15 protein-coding genes are annotated in these 15,260 nt (G+C 69.4%); 5 read left to right on the top strand and 10 right to left on the bottom strand.

All coding sequences use genetic code 11. The annotated features are described in order from the left end of the window. The coding region (gene istA, locus AB2385_RS08265; RefSeq protein WP_367654483.1) for an IS21 family transposase at nucleotides 1–1,876 on the bottom strand (1,876 nt) is incomplete at its 3' end. A gap of 254 nt (nucleotides 1,877–2,130) precedes the next feature. On the opposite strand from istA, the gene AB2385_RS08260 reads away from it, so the two are divergent. The 3 genes from AB2385_RS08260 to AB2385_RS08250 all read left to right on the top strand — a co-directional run bounded on the left by AB2385_RS08260 (nucleotide 2,131) and on the right by AB2385_RS08250 (nucleotide 4,085). Beyond that, entirely contained in the window at nucleotides 2,131–2,730 is a 600-nt protein-coding gene (locus AB2385_RS08260) for a hypothetical protein (protein WP_367654482.1), read from the top strand. After that, nucleotides 2,727–3,014, top strand: coding sequence for a hypothetical protein (locus AB2385_RS08255; protein ID WP_367654481.1), 288 nt, complete (start codon nucleotides 2,727–2,729; stop codon nucleotides 3,012–3,014). The genes AB2385_RS08260 and AB2385_RS08255 overlap by 4 nt, the downstream gene beginning before the upstream one ends. A gap of 132 nt (nucleotides 3,015–3,146) precedes the next feature. Further along, a complete protein-coding gene (locus AB2385_RS08250; protein ID WP_367654480.1) occupies nucleotides 3,147–4,085 on the top strand; it encodes a ribose-phosphate diphosphokinase in 939 nt (312 codons plus the stop codon). A 64-nt stretch (nucleotides 4,086–4,149) separates the two neighbouring features. Here the strand turns inward: AB2385_RS08250 and spoIVA are convergent, their stop codons facing one another. The 6 genes from spoIVA to AB2385_RS08220 form a co-directional block, all read right to left on the bottom strand. Next, nucleotides 4,150–5,631: a stage IV sporulation protein A gene (gene spoIVA, locus AB2385_RS08245; RefSeq protein ID WP_367654479.1), complete on the bottom strand. Its 1,482-nt coding sequence runs from the start codon at nucleotides 5,629–5,631 to the stop codon at nucleotides 4,150–4,152. Between the two features lie 140 nt (nucleotides 5,632–5,771). After that, a complete protein-coding gene (ytaF, locus tag AB2385_RS08240; protein ID WP_367654478.1) occupies nucleotides 5,772–6,413 on the bottom strand; it encodes a sporulation membrane protein YtaF in 642 nt (213 codons plus the stop codon). A gap of 76 nt (nucleotides 6,414–6,489) precedes the next feature. Beyond that, complete coding sequence (locus AB2385_RS08235) at nucleotides 6,490–7,503, bottom strand: NAD(P)H-dependent glycerol-3-phosphate dehydrogenase (RefSeq protein WP_367654487.1); 1,014 nt, start codon at nucleotides 7,501–7,503, stop codon at nucleotides 6,490–6,492. A gap of 47 nt (nucleotides 7,504–7,550) precedes the next feature. After that, a complete protein-coding gene (gene plsY / locus AB2385_RS08230; protein WP_367654477.1) occupies nucleotides 7,551–8,150 on the bottom strand; it encodes a glycerol-3-phosphate 1-O-acyltransferase PlsY in 600 nt (199 codons plus the stop codon). 114 nt (nucleotides 8,151–8,264) lie between these two features. Continuing rightward, nucleotides 8,265–9,680, bottom strand: coding sequence for a ribosome biogenesis GTPase Der (gene der, locus AB2385_RS08225; RefSeq protein ID WP_367654476.1), 1,416 nt, complete (start codon nucleotides 9,678–9,680; stop codon nucleotides 8,265–8,267). Nucleotides 9,681–9,772: 92 nt separating this feature from the next. Then, the gene (locus AB2385_RS08220; RefSeq protein WP_367654475.1) at nucleotides 9,773–10,408 is read right to left on the bottom strand and encodes a hypothetical protein; all 636 of its coding nucleotides are present in this window, start codon (nucleotides 10,406–10,408) and stop codon (nucleotides 9,773–9,775) included. A 204-nt stretch (nucleotides 10,409–10,612) separates the two neighbouring features. Here AB2385_RS08220 and AB2385_RS08215 point away from each other — a divergent pair, with 204 nt between their 5' ends. Together AB2385_RS08215 and AB2385_RS08210 are read left to right on the top strand one after the other, a co-directional pair. Next, nucleotides 10,613–12,598, top strand: a complete 1,986-nt coding sequence (locus AB2385_RS08215) for a glycosyltransferase family 2 protein (RefSeq protein ID WP_367654474.1) — start codon at nucleotides 10,613–10,615, stop codon at nucleotides 12,596–12,598. Nucleotides 12,599–12,603: 5 nt separating this feature from the next. Continuing rightward, on the top strand, nucleotides 12,604–13,005 hold the full coding sequence (locus AB2385_RS08210; protein ID WP_367654473.1) for a hypothetical protein: 402 nt from the start codon (nucleotides 12,604–12,606) through the stop codon (nucleotides 13,003–13,005). On the opposite strand, the gene AB2385_RS08205 is transcribed toward AB2385_RS08210, so the two are convergent. The 3 genes from AB2385_RS08205 to fni all read right to left on the bottom strand — a co-directional run bounded on the left by AB2385_RS08205 (nucleotide 13,002) and on the right by fni (nucleotide 15,150). Beyond that, nucleotides 13,002–13,655, bottom strand: a complete 654-nt coding sequence (locus AB2385_RS08205) for a prolyl oligopeptidase family serine peptidase (RefSeq protein ID WP_367654472.1) — start codon at nucleotides 13,653–13,655, stop codon at nucleotides 13,002–13,004. The genes AB2385_RS08210 and AB2385_RS08205 overlap by 4 nt on opposite strands. Before the next feature lie 5 nt (nucleotides 13,656–13,660). Further along, nucleotides 13,661–13,858, bottom strand: coding sequence for a hypothetical protein (locus AB2385_RS08200; protein WP_367654471.1), 198 nt, complete (start codon nucleotides 13,856–13,858; stop codon nucleotides 13,661–13,663). Between the two features lie 200 nt (nucleotides 13,859–14,058). Then, nucleotides 14,059–15,150, bottom strand: a complete 1,092-nt coding sequence (fni, locus tag AB2385_RS08195; protein WP_367654470.1) for a type 2 isopentenyl-diphosphate Delta-isomerase — start codon at nucleotides 15,148–15,150, stop codon at nucleotides 14,059–14,061. Nucleotides 15,151–15,260: the final 110 nt, after the last annotated feature.

Genomic DNA, 15,260 nt, shown 5'->3' with positions numbered 1-15,260 from the left:
AAACGGGGCTTGAGGGCCGCCACTTTGAATTTCCACGATTTCCGGGACAACGCCCTGCAACCAACTGTCCCACCCGCCAGAAGCGAACCCGGTAGCCCTGCCGGCAGGCGGCGATGCCCAGCGCCGTGGCGAGGTGGGTCTTGCCGGTGCCGCTGTTGCCCACAAAGAGCACATTCTCGCGGTCTCTCACGTACTCACCCTTGCTCAGCGCCAGGATCTTGGCCTTGTTGACACTCGGGATGGCGCTGAAGTCGAAGGACTCCAGGGTCTTGGGAACCGGGAAGCCAGCCGCCTTGAGACGGCGCTGGAGCTGGTTGTCCTCCCGATGGATCACCTCCTGTTCCAGCAGGGCCTGCAGGTACTCCTCAAAGGTCTTGTTGTGCTCGGCCGCATCCCGGGCCAGCTCCTTGTACAGCCGGCGGACCGTCGGCAGCTTGAGGCGCTTCAGGTAGTAGTCCAGCAGCATCTCCCGGCTCAATGGAGGACCCCCCCCCTTCAGGAGCCGGTTGTACACGGACAGTGGCGGCTGCTGGACCCGGATGTTGGCCAGTTCCCCCGGCCCCGTCACCGGGGTGGGCGAGCCGGTGCCAGCCTGGGCCTCCAGCCACTGCCTGACAGCCGCATAGCAGACCGTATGCTGCGCCAGGGCGTGTTCCAGGGCGGCAGTGACCTGTGACACGGGATAGCTGCGGTGCAGCATCAGGATCTGGATGAACTCCCGGTCATGGCGGTGACGCCCCTGCATCTCGGCCCGGAACCGGTGGTAGACGGCTGGAAGCTGCGCCGTCCGGAAAGGCTTGGCCTGGTCGAGCGCCCGTGGCTTCTCCTGGAGCAACTCCAGGTAGTGATCCAGATCGAAGATCTCTCGGTTGCGCTCGTAGCAGCGGGGATGGGTCGCGATCTTCTCCTGGCCGGCGTAGATGTCGATCCGGTCCCAGTAGGCCCGCAGCTGCAGCGCCTGGTTCGCATAGCGAGCCGGCACCGAGTAGCGGCAGGTCTCGAAGGTCACGCAGGCCGTCTTGCTGCTGGTGACGAGCACCACCTTGCAGCAGTCGAAGGGACGGGCGGGCAACGGGCGCAGGAACTTCTGCTCTTGCTCCCAGCGCTCCAGGATCGACTGGGTCGACCCCTGTGGGATGCGCTTGGCGTACTCCAGGCACCGCTGCCACAGGATTGCGTTGAGTTCTTCCCAGGTCTTCGCCTCCCGCCGGGGGCCGACGATGTACCGCTGTGCCAGACCGACCAGGTTCTCCACTGAGCCCTTCTTGTGGCCGGAGGCGGGGTTGCAGAAGTTGCTGTCGATGAGGTAGTGAGTGCGGAAGCTGAGGAAGGCGTCCTGCTCCTCCCGGTTGCGGCCCTCCAGAATGCGCTTCACCGCCTGTTTGAGGTTGTCCGAGGTCATGCGGCGAGGGACGCCGCCCAGCAGCTCCAGCGCCCGCCGGATCCCGTCGAACATGGCTTCCTGGCGCTGGTTCGGGTAGGCAATGACGACGGGCATGCCGCTCCAGCGCAGACGGACGCACAGGATCTGTGCCGTGAGTTCTACACCATCGAGGTAGACCACCGCCTCGCCCCAGTCGAACTCGATGCTGTCGCCCGGGTCATGGGCCAGGGGGAGGAAGGCCGCCTGCTTGCTCTTGGCCTTCCGGACCTTGGCGATGTGGCGCCGCACCGATGGCTCGCTCCCCTGGTAGCCAAGGGCCACGAGCTCTTCGTAGATCGTCCTCCCGGTCCACCGTTGCTTCCGGGGCAGTGTCTCGTTCTCTGCCAGCCGCCGCTCGATCTCGAGCTGGAACTCCGGGGTCAGGACCAGCGGCTCGGCGGGCTTCCGCCGCTGGTAACGGGGTACCTCGGTCAGGTTGGCATACTTGGCCACTGTGTGGCGGGAGATTCCGAGCGCCTTGGCAATCTGTCTTGCGATCTCCCTTCCACATGGAGCAGCCATCTGATACGCTCAACATGGGCCATCTCGATCTTCATCCTTTCACCCCTGCAAACTGGAAGTGGCGCACATCCCAGTTTACAGGTTTGGAAGTTCGAGGTGGCTCACTTTTGCGTGATCAAATGGCCCCCAAATGGCTCACTTTTAGGTTATCAAACACAGCATACTGTTACGCCAACTCGGTGGCCATGGCGCTGGGCGCGCTGGGGGAGGCGGTTGACCCCGGGTACGTCGAGTGTATGACTGCCGTCGCCATCAGCGCCGAGTGGGTCCAGGTCCCCGCTGGGCGGCTGCCTTTCTTGAGTTCCCCGTGCACGACGCCCGACCGGGGCATCAACCACACCCTGGAGGCCCTGGGCTACAGCTACCTTCACCAGTACGGCGCGGCGGATGGCCGCACAGCGCTGGCGCAGCTCAGGGACTTCCTGGCCTACGATCCCGTCGTGGTGGGCCCCCTCGACATGGGTCTCTTGCTCTACAACCCGGACTATCCTTACCTCACCGGAGCCGACCATTACGCGGTCGTCTACGCCGTGGAGGACGGCTGGGTCCGGCTGCACGACCCCGGTGGCTTCCCGCATGCCGTCATGGCCGAAGAGGACTTCCTCCGGGGGTGGAAGGCCGAGACCATCGCTTACAAGCGGGTGCTTACTCGCTCTGGGGCCGGTTCGAGCGACGACCGCACCCCACTCCCGATGAGCTCTTCCGTGCCACCGACGCCCGCATCGCTGGCCAGCTGCGGCTGGAGCAAGAGCGTTTCCCTGCGGGAACCACCGGCCCGGCGGTGATCCGGGAACTGGCCGGCCAGGCGGGGAGCGGGCTGGATGGGGGCGTGCGCATTCATCTCGCCCGCTTCGCCTTCCCGGTGAGTGCCCGCCGCTGCGAGGACTTCGCCCGGTTCTACGCGCCTTACGACGCGGAGCGCTCCGCCCTCAAGAAGGCGCAGGCCGAGTGCTTGGGCGAGGCGCAGTCGCGCCTCTTGTCCGGGGACGGTGCCGGCCTCTCCCGCACCCTCCACCGCCTGGCCGATCTGGAGGAACAGTTCCAGGCACTTACCCTGGCGCGGGCCTGATGGCTCGCGGCCACGGCCGGCCAGCCGATGCCCTGCCGCGCGGAACGAGAGGATTGCCGGTACAGTTCTCGAATTCGGTTTTCTCAGGTTATCCTAACAAGCCCACCGGGCGGCAAGGGAGGCTTCGCAGACGTGATTGCCGGCCGCAAGATCTTCTCGGGCCGGGCCACCCGCAAGCTGGCGCTGGAAATCTGCCGGCACCTGGGCGTGGAACTGGCCAGGGCCGACGTGATGAAGTTCAAGAACGACAACCTGTTCGTCCAGATCCAGGAGAACGTGCGCCAGTGCGAGGCCTTCGTGGTGCAGACCTCCTGCCCGCCCGTGGACGAAAACCTCATGGAGACGCTCATCATGATCGACGCCCTCCGACGCGCCTCTGCGCGGCGCATCACGGCTGTGCTCCCCTACTACCCCTACGGCCGGTCCGACAAGAAGGACCAGCCCCGGGTGCCCATCACGGCGCGCCTGGTAGCCGACCTGCTCACCACGGCGGGGGCCGACCGCGTGATGACCGTCGACCTCCACTCGCCGCAGATCCAGGGCTTCTTCTCCATCCCCTGCGACCACCTGACGGCGACCACCCTGTTCGCCCAGTACATGCGCACCAAGGGCCTGATCGCCCCGGTGGCCGTGGCCACAGACGCCGGCGCCGCCAAGCGGGCCCTGGGCTTCGCACAGGCTCTCGACATCCCACTGGCGATCATGGAGAAGCACCGCCGGGGCAATACCGACACCGTGGCCATCACCGCCTTCATCGGCGACGTGCGGGGGCGGGAGGCCATCGTCTTCGAGGACGAGATCGCCACCGGGTCGACCCTGCTGGCCGCGGCAGAGGTGCTCCACCAGCAGGGGGCCGCCGCCATCTACGTCTGCGCCATCCACGCCGTCTTCGCCGGGGACGCCCTGGAGCGCCTGCACGAGAGCGTGATCGACGAGGTGGTGGTCACCAACACCATCCCCCACGAGGATCTTCCGTCCAAGGTGACCGAACTCTCCGTGGCCCCGCTCCTGGCGGCCGCGATCGAGCGGGTCACCACCGGTGAGTCGATCTCCAGCCTCTTCGAGATCTGAGCCACGAACCGGTCCTGTTGCACGTCTGCGCGCATCGGGAGGGGGACCCTGCCCCCTCCCGCTTCTAGATGATGATGCAGATCAGCCCGCCCGAACCCTCGTTGATGATGCGGCTGAGCGTCTCCTGCAGCTTCGTCTGGGCGTCCTGCGGCATCCGCTGCAGCTTCGCCCGGATGCCTTCCTGCACCAGTTCGTGCAGCGACTTGCCGAAGATGTCGAACTCCCACAGCTGCTGCGGGTCGTCCTCGAACCGGTCCAGCAGGTACTGCACCAGCTCCTCGCCCTGCTTCGCCGTGCCGATGATCGGCGTGACCTCGGCGGAGATGTCCGCCCGGATGAAGTGGAGGCTCGGTGCGGTGGCCTGCAGCTTCACCCCGTACATGATGCCCTGCCGCACCAGTTCGGGCTCCTCGAAGGTCATGTCGGAGAGGTCCGGCACCACCACGCCGTAGCCGGTGGCCTTCACGTCGGCCAGGGCGTCCTTGATCTTGTCATACTCCCGCTTGGCTTCGGCGTACTCCCGCAGCAGGCGCACCATCGTGTGCTTGCCCTCCAGCGGCACGCCGGTGATCTCTTCCAGCACCTGGTAGTAGAGGTCGTCGCGCGCCTCGGTCTCCACGTGGGCCACGCCGGCACCCATGTCGATGGACTTCAGGTTGACCGAGGCCATGAACTCGTAGGAACTCAGCCGCTCGACGGCCGCGTCCACGTCGCGGATCTTCTGGATGCCCTGCAGCGCCTCGGCGATGGCCTCCTCGAACTGCGTCCGCACCGGGTGCGACCGGTCCAGCTCCTCCACCCACCGGGGCAGGGCGATGTGAGCCTCCCGCACCGGGAACTCGAAAAGCGCCTGCTCCAGGATGAGGTAGACGTCGTCCTGGGAGAGCTCGCTCGCGTCCACCGGGATGACCGGGGCGTTGTACTTGACCTCGAGTTCGCCGGCCAGTTCCATCGTCTCCTGGGCGTACGGCCGTGTGGTGTTCAGCACGATCACGAAGGGCTTGCCCAGGGCCTGCAGCTCGCTGACGACCCTTTCTTCGGCCTCGATGTACTTCCCGCGGGCGAGGTCGGTGATCGTGCCGTCGGTGGTCACGAGCACGCCGATGGTGGAGTGCTCGGTGATCACCTTGCGGGTGCCGATCTCCGCCGCGTCGTGGAAGGGGATATCCCCCTCGAACCAGGGCGTGCGGACCATGCGGGGGGTCCCGTCGTCGTTCTGGTAGCCCAGCGCGCCCTCCACGGCATAGCCCACCGAGTCCACCAGGCGTACCCGCACCGTCAGCCCCTCGCCGATGGTGAGCTCGATGGCCTCGTCGGGCACGAACTTGGGCTCGACGGTCATGATGGTCCTGCCGTTGCCGGACTGCGGCAGCTCGTCGCGGATGCGGGCCTGCTCGTACTCGTCCTGAATGTTCGGCAGGATCACTTGCTCGGCCAGGCGGCGGATGAAGGTGGACTTTCCCGTCCGGACCGGGCCCACCACGCCGATGTAGATGTCCCCTCCGGTCCGCCTCGCAACGTCCTCAAAGATGTCGATCCTCTCCACTCCGTTACCCTCCCCAGATCGCCGCGACGCCGGGCGGCCGCACTCTCGCCGCGGCATTCGTACTCAGAATGTGGCCCGGGTCCCGTGTCCTACGCCTAATGCTATGAGGGGGCCGGGGAGGGTATGTCTACCGGGGACCATCAGCCGAGCATCCGGTAGAGGCCGAGCAGGGTGAGCAGCACGCCGTGTACCGCCGCCCACCGGCCGCCGAGGCGGAGGGGAAGCCGGCGGGCCACGCGGGAGCCCGCCGTGAGCAGGGCGAACGTCGCCAGCGCGGCGGCCACCGGCAGGCCGACGGGCGAGTACCCGGTCATGGCCGCGCCCAGGCCGGCCGCCGCCGAGTCGAGGGCCAGGGCCACCCCCAGGAGCAGCGCCTCGACGGGGTTGATATGCCCGGACCGGTCCAGGTCGGCGGCGGCGGGCTCCCGCAGGATTTCCACCACGATGCCCACGGAGCCCAACCGCAGCCGCCAGACCCGGTGCAGCGGCGGGCTTGCCTCCCGGGCGGCGCCACGCCGGGACCGCAGCGTCTGCCGGGTGATCCAGAGGCCGGTGCCGGCCAGGACGGCGGCGCCCAGCCGGTCGGCCAGGAGCGGTGAGAGCCCCGCGGCCAGAGCCCGGCCCGCGCCCATGGCCGCGGCCAGCAGGAGCGCGGTGGCCAGGCTGACGATGGCGGCAGCGCCCCAGGGAAGCCGGATGCCCCGCAGCCCGTAGAGCAGCCCCACCATCAGGGAGTCGAGGCTGACCGCGACGGCCAGCAACACCAAGGAAACGGTATGCAACCACCCACCCCCCGGAACGCACTCACCGGCATCCTACGCCGGGTCCGGGGGGTGGGTGAAAACGTGTCGGCGGCGTCTAGACCCCCTCTGCCTCCGCCACCTCTTCCAGCTCATGTGCGCGGGGCCGGGCCATCAGCCGCTCCATCGCCGCCAGGGGCGACAGGCCCTCGTAGAGCACCCGGTAAATCGCCTCGGTGATGGGCATCCGTACGCCCAGTCGCTGCGCCAGCTGCCACGCCGCCCGGGTGGTGGCGATGCCCTCCACGGTGAGACCGGTCTTCGCCACGAACTGATCGGCGCTCTGCCCCCGCCCGAGCGCGAGGCCGGCCCGGCGGTTGCGGGAGCGGTCGCCCGTACAGGTGAGCACCAGGTCGCCCACGCCGGCCAGGCCCGCAAAGGTGAGCGGGCTCGCCCCCATCCTCCGGCCGAGGCGGGCCATCTCCACCAGGCCGCGGCTGATCAGGGCCGCCCGGGCGTTGTCGCCCATGCCCAGCCCGTCCGAGATGCCCACCCCAAGGGCGATCACGTTTTTCAGGGCACCGGCCAGCGCCACCCCCGTCAGGTCGGGGTTGGTGTAAATGCGGAACCGGTCCGTCATCAGGCTCTCCTGCACCCGGTCGGCCAGGGCCAGGTCGCGGCAGGCGGCCACCGACCCCGTCGGGAGCCCGGCCGCCACCTCCTCCGCAAAGTTCGGGCCCGACAGCACGACGATCCGCCCCCGGTGCTCCGGCAGCTCGGCCGCCACCACCTCCGGGGCCAGCATGTGCGTCCCGGGCTCGATGAACTTGGTCACCGTCACCATCACAGCGTCGCGCCGCAGGTGCGGCCGCACGAGCCGGCACGTCTCCCGCAGCCCCGCCCCTGCCGGGCTGAGGATGACCAGGTCGGCCCCTTCCACCGCCTCCTGCGGGCTTGCGCACGCGACCACGTTCTCCGGCAGCCGCAGCCCGGGAAGGGCCGGGTGACCCCTGTCCCACGCCTCGGCCCAGCCCGGCTGTCGCCGCCAGAGCCGCACAAGGTGTCCGCCGGCAGCCGCGGGTACGGCGAGGGCCGTGCCCCACGCGCCGGCGGGCAGGATGGCAATCTCCACTGGCAACCGCCACGCCCCCCACGAATCCCGCCGCTACACCCGAAGCGCTACGGCCGGGGCTGGGCACGCACCCCCAGTCGGTTCTCGGTGCCCGCGGCGATGCGCTTCATGTTCTCCCAGTGCCGCACGTAGATGACCACCGCCATGCCCACCATCACGAGGCGGTGCGGCAGAGGCGCCCCTGCGAGGAACACCTGGGTCACCACCGCCAGCGTGGCCACCAGGGAGCCCAGCGAGACCCACCGGGTGGGCAACACCGCCAGCGCACCGCAGAGGATGCCGATCGCCACTGCCAGCGGGTAGTGCAGCAAGGCCACGCCGCCGCTGGTGGCCACGCTCTTGCCCCCGCGGAAGCGGAGCCACAGCGGGAAAGAGTGGCCCACCGAGGCCAGGAACCCCGCGACGGCGTAGCCCCAGTCGCCCGCGACCCGTTGCCCCACGTAGGCCGCCAGGAGCCCCTTGCCGATATCGCACAGCACCGTGAACAGCGCCGCCCACGGGCCGATGGTGCGCAGCACGTTGGTGCCGCCGGTGGCGCCGCTGCCGTACTTGCGGACGTCAATCCCCCGCAGCCGGCCCACCAGGAACCCCACCGGAATGGCCCCCAAGAGATAGCCAATAATGCCTACCAGAACCAGACCCGCCACGGCTCACGTCCCCTCCCATGGGCAGATTGGGCCAGCGTTGACTGATTCGCCGTTCGCACGGTTATTCCTGGTCCTAGGAGGAGGTTCTAAATTCGTATCGAGTACGACCCCACCCTACTCGGTGGAGCGCTTCTGCGCCGCGCGCCGGATGGGCCGAACCTCGCCCTGGCCCACTACCCGCCGAACCTTGAGCGGACGCTCTTCCAGGTTCGCCTTTGCGCGGGTCCGGAAGTAGAGGTTGATGGGCGTGCCCTCAAAGCGGTAGGTCTCGCGCAGCCGGTTCTCCAGGTACCGCTGGTACGAGAAATGGACGAGTTCGGCGTCATTGACGAAGAAGACGAACCCGGGCGGGCTTACGTGGGGCTGGGTGGCGAAGTAGATCTTCAGCCGGCGCCCCTTGTCGGAGGGCGGCGGATTGAGGGCGTAGGCCTCCCGCACCACGTCGTTCAGTTCCCGGGTGGGAATGCGCCGGGCGTGGTTGGCCGCGGCCTCCTTGATGAGCGGCAGCAGCTTGTGCACCCGGGCGCGGGTCTTGGCGGAGACGAAGTGGATCAGCGCGTAATCCATGAAGGAGAGGCGGGCCCGAACCTCCTCGGTCATCCTGGCCATGGTGCGGTCGTCCTTCTCCACCAGGTCCCACTTGTTGACCACCACGATGCACGCCTTGCCGTTCTCGTGGGCGTAGCCGGCAATGCGCTGGTCCTGCTCCGTCACGCCGTCCATGGCGTCGATCACCAGCAGCACGACCTGTGCGCGCTCCACGGCCCGCAGGGCGCGCATCACCGAGTAACGCTCCACCGGCTGGTCCACCTTCGCCCGGCGGCGCATGCCGGCGGTGTCCACCAGCAGGAAGCGGTCCTCGCCCCGCTCCACCAGCACGTCGATGGCGTCACGGGTCGTGCCGGGCACGTCGGACACGATCACCCGCTCCTCGCCCAGGATGGCGTTCACCAGCGACGACTTGCCCACGTTGGGCCGGCCGATGACCGCGACGCGGATCGGCCCGCCCTCCTCCGGCTCGGGCTCCTCCGCAGCCGGCAGCGCGGCCACCACCGCGTCCAGGAGGTCGCCCGTGCCCATGCCGTGCTCGGCGGAGATCGTGATCAGCGGGTCGAGCCCCAGCGACCAGAACTCCAGCGCCTCGTCCTCCCGCTTCAGGTTCTCCACCTTGTTCACCGCGACGATCACCGGCTTGCGCGTGCGGCGCAGCCGGTCCGCCACCTCCTGGTCCTGGGCCGTCACCCCCTGGGTGACGTCGACCACAAGGATAATCACATCGGCCTCCCGGATGGCCAGCTCGGCCTGCCGGGTCACGTGGGCCTCGATGGTGTCGCCTTCCTTGTCCAGCTGAATGCCGCCGGTGTCCACCAGCGTCATCACACGGCCGTTCCACTCCGCGTCGGCGTACAGGCGGTCGCGGGTCACGCCCGGCTGGTTCTCCACAATCGCGTGCCGGCTCTGGGTCAACCGGTTGAACAGGGTCGACTTGCCCACGTTGGGTCGACCCACGATGGCTACGATCGGCTTCATAAGGCCTTCCCCCGATGCCTGCCAGATGGTGCGGGGAAGCGGCCCGGCCGTCATCCCCGCCCAGCACATTATCCAGGAATGGCCAATCGCGGTCAAGAGACCGGCAGGTCGGGAGAGACGGGCCGGTCCGCCGCTGGGCCCTGCATCAGCTCCACCAGGGTGAGCGCGAGGATGCCCGCCACCAGCGCCGTGCCGTGAAAGCCCCCGCCGGACATCCGGAACACCAGGTCGGGCTGGTCCGCGGCCACGTAGCGGAGGTAATGGTAGAGATCGGCGCCCAGCGAGCCGAGCACCGCGGCGGCGAAGGCCGCCGGACGGGTGTGACCGATGGCGTAGCCCAGCGTGCCGGCCACCACGGCATAGAGGTACTGCGCATCCAGGTAGTACAGGTTGAGTTCCGTGGGCTGGCCAGGCGGGAAGTACAGGCTGATCAGGGCCAGCGCGGCGGCGCCGGTGGCTGCGCCCCCCACCGCGGCCAGGGGCTCCCACCACCGGCGCATCTGTCGCGCCAGGTAGAGGGCGAAGCAGAGGGGCAGGAGCCCGGTGCCCAGGTTGAGCGTGAGGCGCGGCGTCAGGGGCAGTTCCACCAGGCTGCCCAGGAGCAGCGCGCCCAGGAGGGCGATCCCCTGCCTCTCGCTGAGGCTGAGCCGCCGCAAGGGCCCGGCCAGAAAGCCGCTGGAAGCGAGCACGATCAGCACCAGCAGCAGAATCGGACTCACCGGCATCACGACGCGGAGTCCCTCCAGAGGGCTTGATGCGGGGTGCCAGGTCGCAGAAACCCGGCAGGACCTGGCAACCCATTAGGTTAGCTTTTCCCGCCTGCCGCAGGCTATACCCGGCCCATGCGCCGTCAACCGGCACGAGCGGAGCATAATCGCCACGGGGTCACGCCAACCTATGGCTGTCAAAACCCTGTGGGAGGATCCCGCCAGATGCAACTCGACACAGCAGGATGGGTCTACCTGGTGGCCGTGGGACTCCACCTCTCTTTCTTCGCGCTCTTCCTGCGCCTCCTCTGGTGGAAGCGTTACTCCGAAAGGAAGTACTGGAAGCGGCGGCCCGAACTCTCGCTCCAGCGCCTCGCCGCTCGGGCGCACACCCTGGGGGTTGCCCTGCCCCGGTTCTCCATCATCGTACCCGCCCGCAACGAGGCCGACGTCATCGAGCGGACGGTGGACCACCTCGCCGGTCTCACGTACCCGACGGACCTCTACGAGGTCGTGGTGGTGACAGACGCCAAGGAAGAGGAAGCGGCGGAGCGGAGCCGCACCGAGACGGTGTTGGCGGCGGCCGAGGCCGTTCGCGCGGGCCGGGACCTGCCCGCACCCGACACCCCCACCGGCGGCCTTGTGATGGCCCTCGTCGCCGGCATGGCCCTGGAGGGCGTCGGGACGGTGGCCCGCCGCCTCGGGCCCAACGAGGGGCTCCAGCACCTCCGGCGCATTCCCGCGCCCCTGCTCCGGCCGCTGGTCTGGGAAGCGGCGCTGCGCCTGCTGCGCAAGGATGCGCGGGGGGCCGAACACCGTCTGCTCCGCACGCTCCGGTCCCGCCTGCCGGGCCTGGGGCAGGAGGAGTTGCAGCGGGCCTACGCCGCGCTGCTCTCGCTGGCGATCCCCTGTGCGGTCGCCTTCGCGTCGCTGCGGGGCGAGGACGGGGCCGCCCTGGGGCGGCGGCTGGCCGCCGTGGCGGCCCAGGCCCACCACTCCCTCACGCGGGAGTTGATCCAGTCGCTCTGCTCGGCGCTGGCGGCAGACCTGACGGCGCGCCTCGAGGGGATCGCCGCGGACCCCCATCTCGAGGTGCGGCTCGCGACCGCCTACCGGGAGGTCTACCCCACCACCCAGGACATCATGGACCGGAAGGTGGCCGAGTACGCCGCACGGCCGGGCAGCCCGGTGGTCAAGCACGTGGTGGTTCCCGTGGACTTCGACGGCCAGCTGGGCGGGCGCTGCCTGGGCGTGCCCGTCCCGTCCACAAAAGGCCGCGCCCTGAACTGGGCCCTGGGGTACATCGACGGCCGCTCCACCTGGTGCGGCTTCTACGACGCCGAGAGCCGGCCTGACCCGCGGGTGATGCTCTACCTGGCCCACCGGGTGCTGGAGGCCCACAGCAGCGGCACCCCGCTGCCCCGCATCTTCCAGGGCCCGGTGTTCCAGGTGCGCAACTGGTACGACATGGGCGCCTTCTGCAAGCTGGCGTCGCTCTTCACGGCGATCAGCCACGAGTGGCACCTGCCGGTGGTCTACCGCTCAATCCCCTTCGTGGGCGGCACCAACGTCTTCGTGGAGACCCGGCTGCTCCGGGAGATCGGCGGGTTCGACTCCTCCACCCTCACGGAGGACCTGGAACTCGGCACCCGCGCCTGGCTGAAGGCCCGGGCCTGGCCGGAGTACCTGCCGTACCCCTCCAGCGAACAGACTCCGCCCACGTTCGCCGGTTTCTTCCGCCAGCGGCTGCGCTGGGCCAGCGGTCACATCCAGGTGATGAAGAAGATCCGCACCGAGGGGCTGGGCACCCACGAGCAGCGCCGCCGTCTTCTGCGGTCGCTCTGGTTCAAGGGGCAGGGCCAGTGGCTCTTCTACCAGGCGGCCACCCTGGTGCCGCTGGTGGTGCTGCTCCTCTGGGCGATGGGGCTGGTGGACCCCACCGTGCTGCCCCCAGCCTGGCGCTACGGGCTGCACCTGATCTCTACCATCTACATCGGCTTTGCGCTCTACATATTCCTGCACTATCTCCAGTACGTGGACCCGGCCAGCCGCCCGCTGATGTGGCTGGGGCAGCTGGGGGCGGTGGCGCAGATTCTCATCCTGCCGCTGGCCGGCTTCCTCTTCCCCGTGCCCTACTTCAGCGCCCTCGTGCTGGCGGCGGCGGGCAAGGGACCCAGCCACTGGGTGAAGACGCCCCGCACGAAGGAGTGAGGCCGGTGACCTTCCGTACGCCCAGGAGACACGGTGCGCCCTCCCGGCACAGCCTCGCGGCGCCCCTCTTGCTCTGCGGACTGCTGCTGGCGGGCTGCAGCGCCCGCCCCCTGCCCGTGCGCCCGGCCGACGCCATCGTGGCCGCCCTGGCCCACCCGGAGGTGGCGGAGTGGTACGAACAGCACTCGGCCCCTCGGGTGCTGGAAGGACTGAGCCCCGCCGCCGCCCGGGGGCTCCAGCGGTTCGAGCCGGACGCGCTGGTCGACCTGGGGGCAGAGGGGCTCGTGGTGCGGTTCACGTCAGCGCTGGGGCCGCGTCCCCGCCGGGTGGACGTACTGGTGGATCAGAACGACGGCCGGGTGCTGGACGTGCGCATGGGAGGGGTGAGCTGGCGCGGCTGGAACTAGGCGCGCCGGTGCTGCAGGAACCACTGGTAGAGCTCGGGGTTGGCGTACGTCTGCGTCCACGAGTCGTGCCCAACCCCCGGGTAGAGGGTGAAGCGGACCGGCGCGCCCACGGCCTGCAGCGCCTGCACCATCTGTGCCGAAAGCGCCGCCGGCACCACGTCGTCCGCCTCGCCGTGGAAGACCCAGAAGGGCAGGCGGGCGTGCTCCGGGCGCACCTGCAGGGGGTTGCCCGCACCGCAGATGGGGGCAACCGCCGCAAACCGCTGGGGTGCGGCCAGCGCCAGAGCAAACGAGCCCATGCCGCCCATCGAGAGGCCGGTGAGGTAGACGCGGTCCTCATCCACGGCGTACTGGTCGCAGACCTCGTCGAGCAGCGCCAGCAGCGTGTCCACGTCCCAGGTCTGCCCCTCGGGGCACTGGGGCGAGACGATGATGAACGGGAAATCGCCGGGCCGTTCCTCCGCCAGACGGGGCGGCCCGTGCCGCTTCACGAGGCTGAGGTCGCTGCCCCGCTCGCCGGCGCCGTGCAGGAAGAGGATGAGCGGCCAGCGGCGGGCCGGGTCCTCGCCGTAACCCTGGGGCAGGAAAAGCAGGTAGTTGGCGGAAACTTGCTTCTGGATCACGCGTGCGAACGATCTGGATTGCTGCATGGATCTCATCCTTTCTCGCCGTAATCTCTTTCGCGCCACCCCTCGATGGTGAGGATGTCGATCTCCACCAACGGGTCCGGTTCACCCCAGCGCAGCGGCACGCTAGTCAGTCGGCGCTGATGGCCAGGGCGATCCGTCACCACCGCAACCTCGTCGGGGGCCGGGACGCCGGCCACCTCCACGGACGTCCGGAGCCCCTCCACTGGCTTGACCCCATGACCGTGAGGGGCGGGTGCCAGTACGCCCACCCGATCGCTTCGGCGTAGGCCAGCAGCGGCACCAGCAGGGCCAGCCAACCGCAGCGCAGGTACCGCCGCCACTCCCGTTTCACCGGACCGTTGCGGCCCGCTTCCCACTGTTCCATCTGAATTTTCCCTCCCGCGGTGCGACAGCTCCGGGAGGATTACGGTTCCCAGCGGTTGGCGAGTGCGGCCACGTCCACCCCCCGCAGGCGGCACCACTCGCCCACGAAGCCCGTAATCACCACCGGCCGGCGCTGCAGATCGGCCAGGGTGCGGGCCCCGCAAAGCAGGACCGCGGCCCTGAGGTCTGCCAGCAGCCCTTCCAGGTAGGCCCGGGCGCCGGTGCGCCCCTCGCACTGGTGGCGCACCAGCACCGGGCCCGCCACGGCCACGGCCCGGGCGCCCAGGGCCAGCGCCTTCGCTGCCTCGGAGCCGTGCCGGATGCCGCCGCTGGCCACCAGCTCCAGCCCCGGCAGGCCCAGCGCCGCCACCTCCGCCAGGGAGCAGGCGGTGGGGATGCCCCAGTGCTCCAGCCCCGGATCGGGGTCGGTCAGCCCGGCCCGGCGGTTCTCGATCCAGGCGAAGTTGGTGCCTCCCCGGCCGGAGACGTCGATCACCCGCACGCCGGCGTCGTACAGCTTGCGGGCGGTCTCGCGCGCCACGCCGAAGCCGCACTCCTTCACCACCACCGGCACGGGCAGTTCCTGCACGATGCGGGCGATGCGCTCGAGGCGCCCCCGGAAGTCCCGGTCGCCCTCCGGCATGCGCAGCTCCTGCGGAACGTTCAGGTGGAGCTGCAGGAGGTCTGCGCCCACCATCTCCACCGCGGCCCGGGCCTCCTCCAGGGTGGCGTCGCTGCTCAGGTTGGCCAGGATGACCCCCCGGGGGTTCGCCTGCCGCACCACGCGGTAAGTTTCGCGCACCTCCGGCTCCCGCAGGCCGGCGGTCTGCGACCCCACGGCCATGGCGAGGCCGAGTTCGGCTGCGACGGCGGCCAGGTCGCGGTTGATCGCCGCCACGCCGTGGGCGCCCCCGGTCATGGCGTTGATCAACACCGGCTGGGGCAGCGCCACCCCGCCGATGGAGGTGCTCAGGTCGACCTCGTCCAGGCTGAGTTCGGGCAGGCTCTGGTGGACCAGGTGGACGTCCGCCCACCCCGCGTCGCCCGGGCCCCCGGCCGCCCCTGCGGACGCCGCGGGCTGCTGCGTGGCCAGCCGTACGTGGTCGAGCTTGCGCCGCTGCCGGTGACTCATTCTCGCTCCTCCCTCCATGCTCCGATCCGTGCCCGGACCGTAAAGGTACCCCGCAGAGCCCGCCCGGCATCTCGCTGCACAAGGCGACTGCGGTCAGCACTTCCCGTCAG

It is taken from the genome of Symbiobacterium sp. (genome assembly GCF_040797425.1).
In the GTDB taxonomy this organism is placed as follows: Bacteria; Bacillota; Sulfobacillia; order Symbiobacteriales; family Symbiobacteriaceae; genus Symbiobacterium.
This window is presented reverse-complemented; position numbering and strand designations above follow the sequence as displayed.

Bases quoted from the DNA above. Each gene is read 5' to 3' on its own strand.
- AB2385_RS08205 (WP_367654472.1), bottom strand. From the start codon at position 13,655: ATGCAGCAATCCAGATCGTTCGCACGCGTGATCCAGAAGCAAGTTTCC.
- fni (WP_367654470.1), bottom strand. From the start codon at position 15,150: ATGAGTCACCGGCAGCGGCGCAAGCTCGACCACGTACGGCTGGCCACG.
- AB2385_RS08260 (WP_367654482.1), top strand. From the start codon at position 2,131: ATGGCGCTGGGCGCGCTGGGGGAGGCGGTTGACCCCGGGTACGTCGAG.
- der (WP_367654476.1), bottom strand. From the start codon at position 9,680: ATGAAGCCGATCGTAGCCATCGTGGGTCGACCCAACGTGGGCAAGTCG.
- AB2385_RS08215 (WP_367654474.1), top strand. From the start codon at position 10,613: ATGCAACTCGACACAGCAGGATGGGTCTACCTGGTGGCCGTGGGACTC.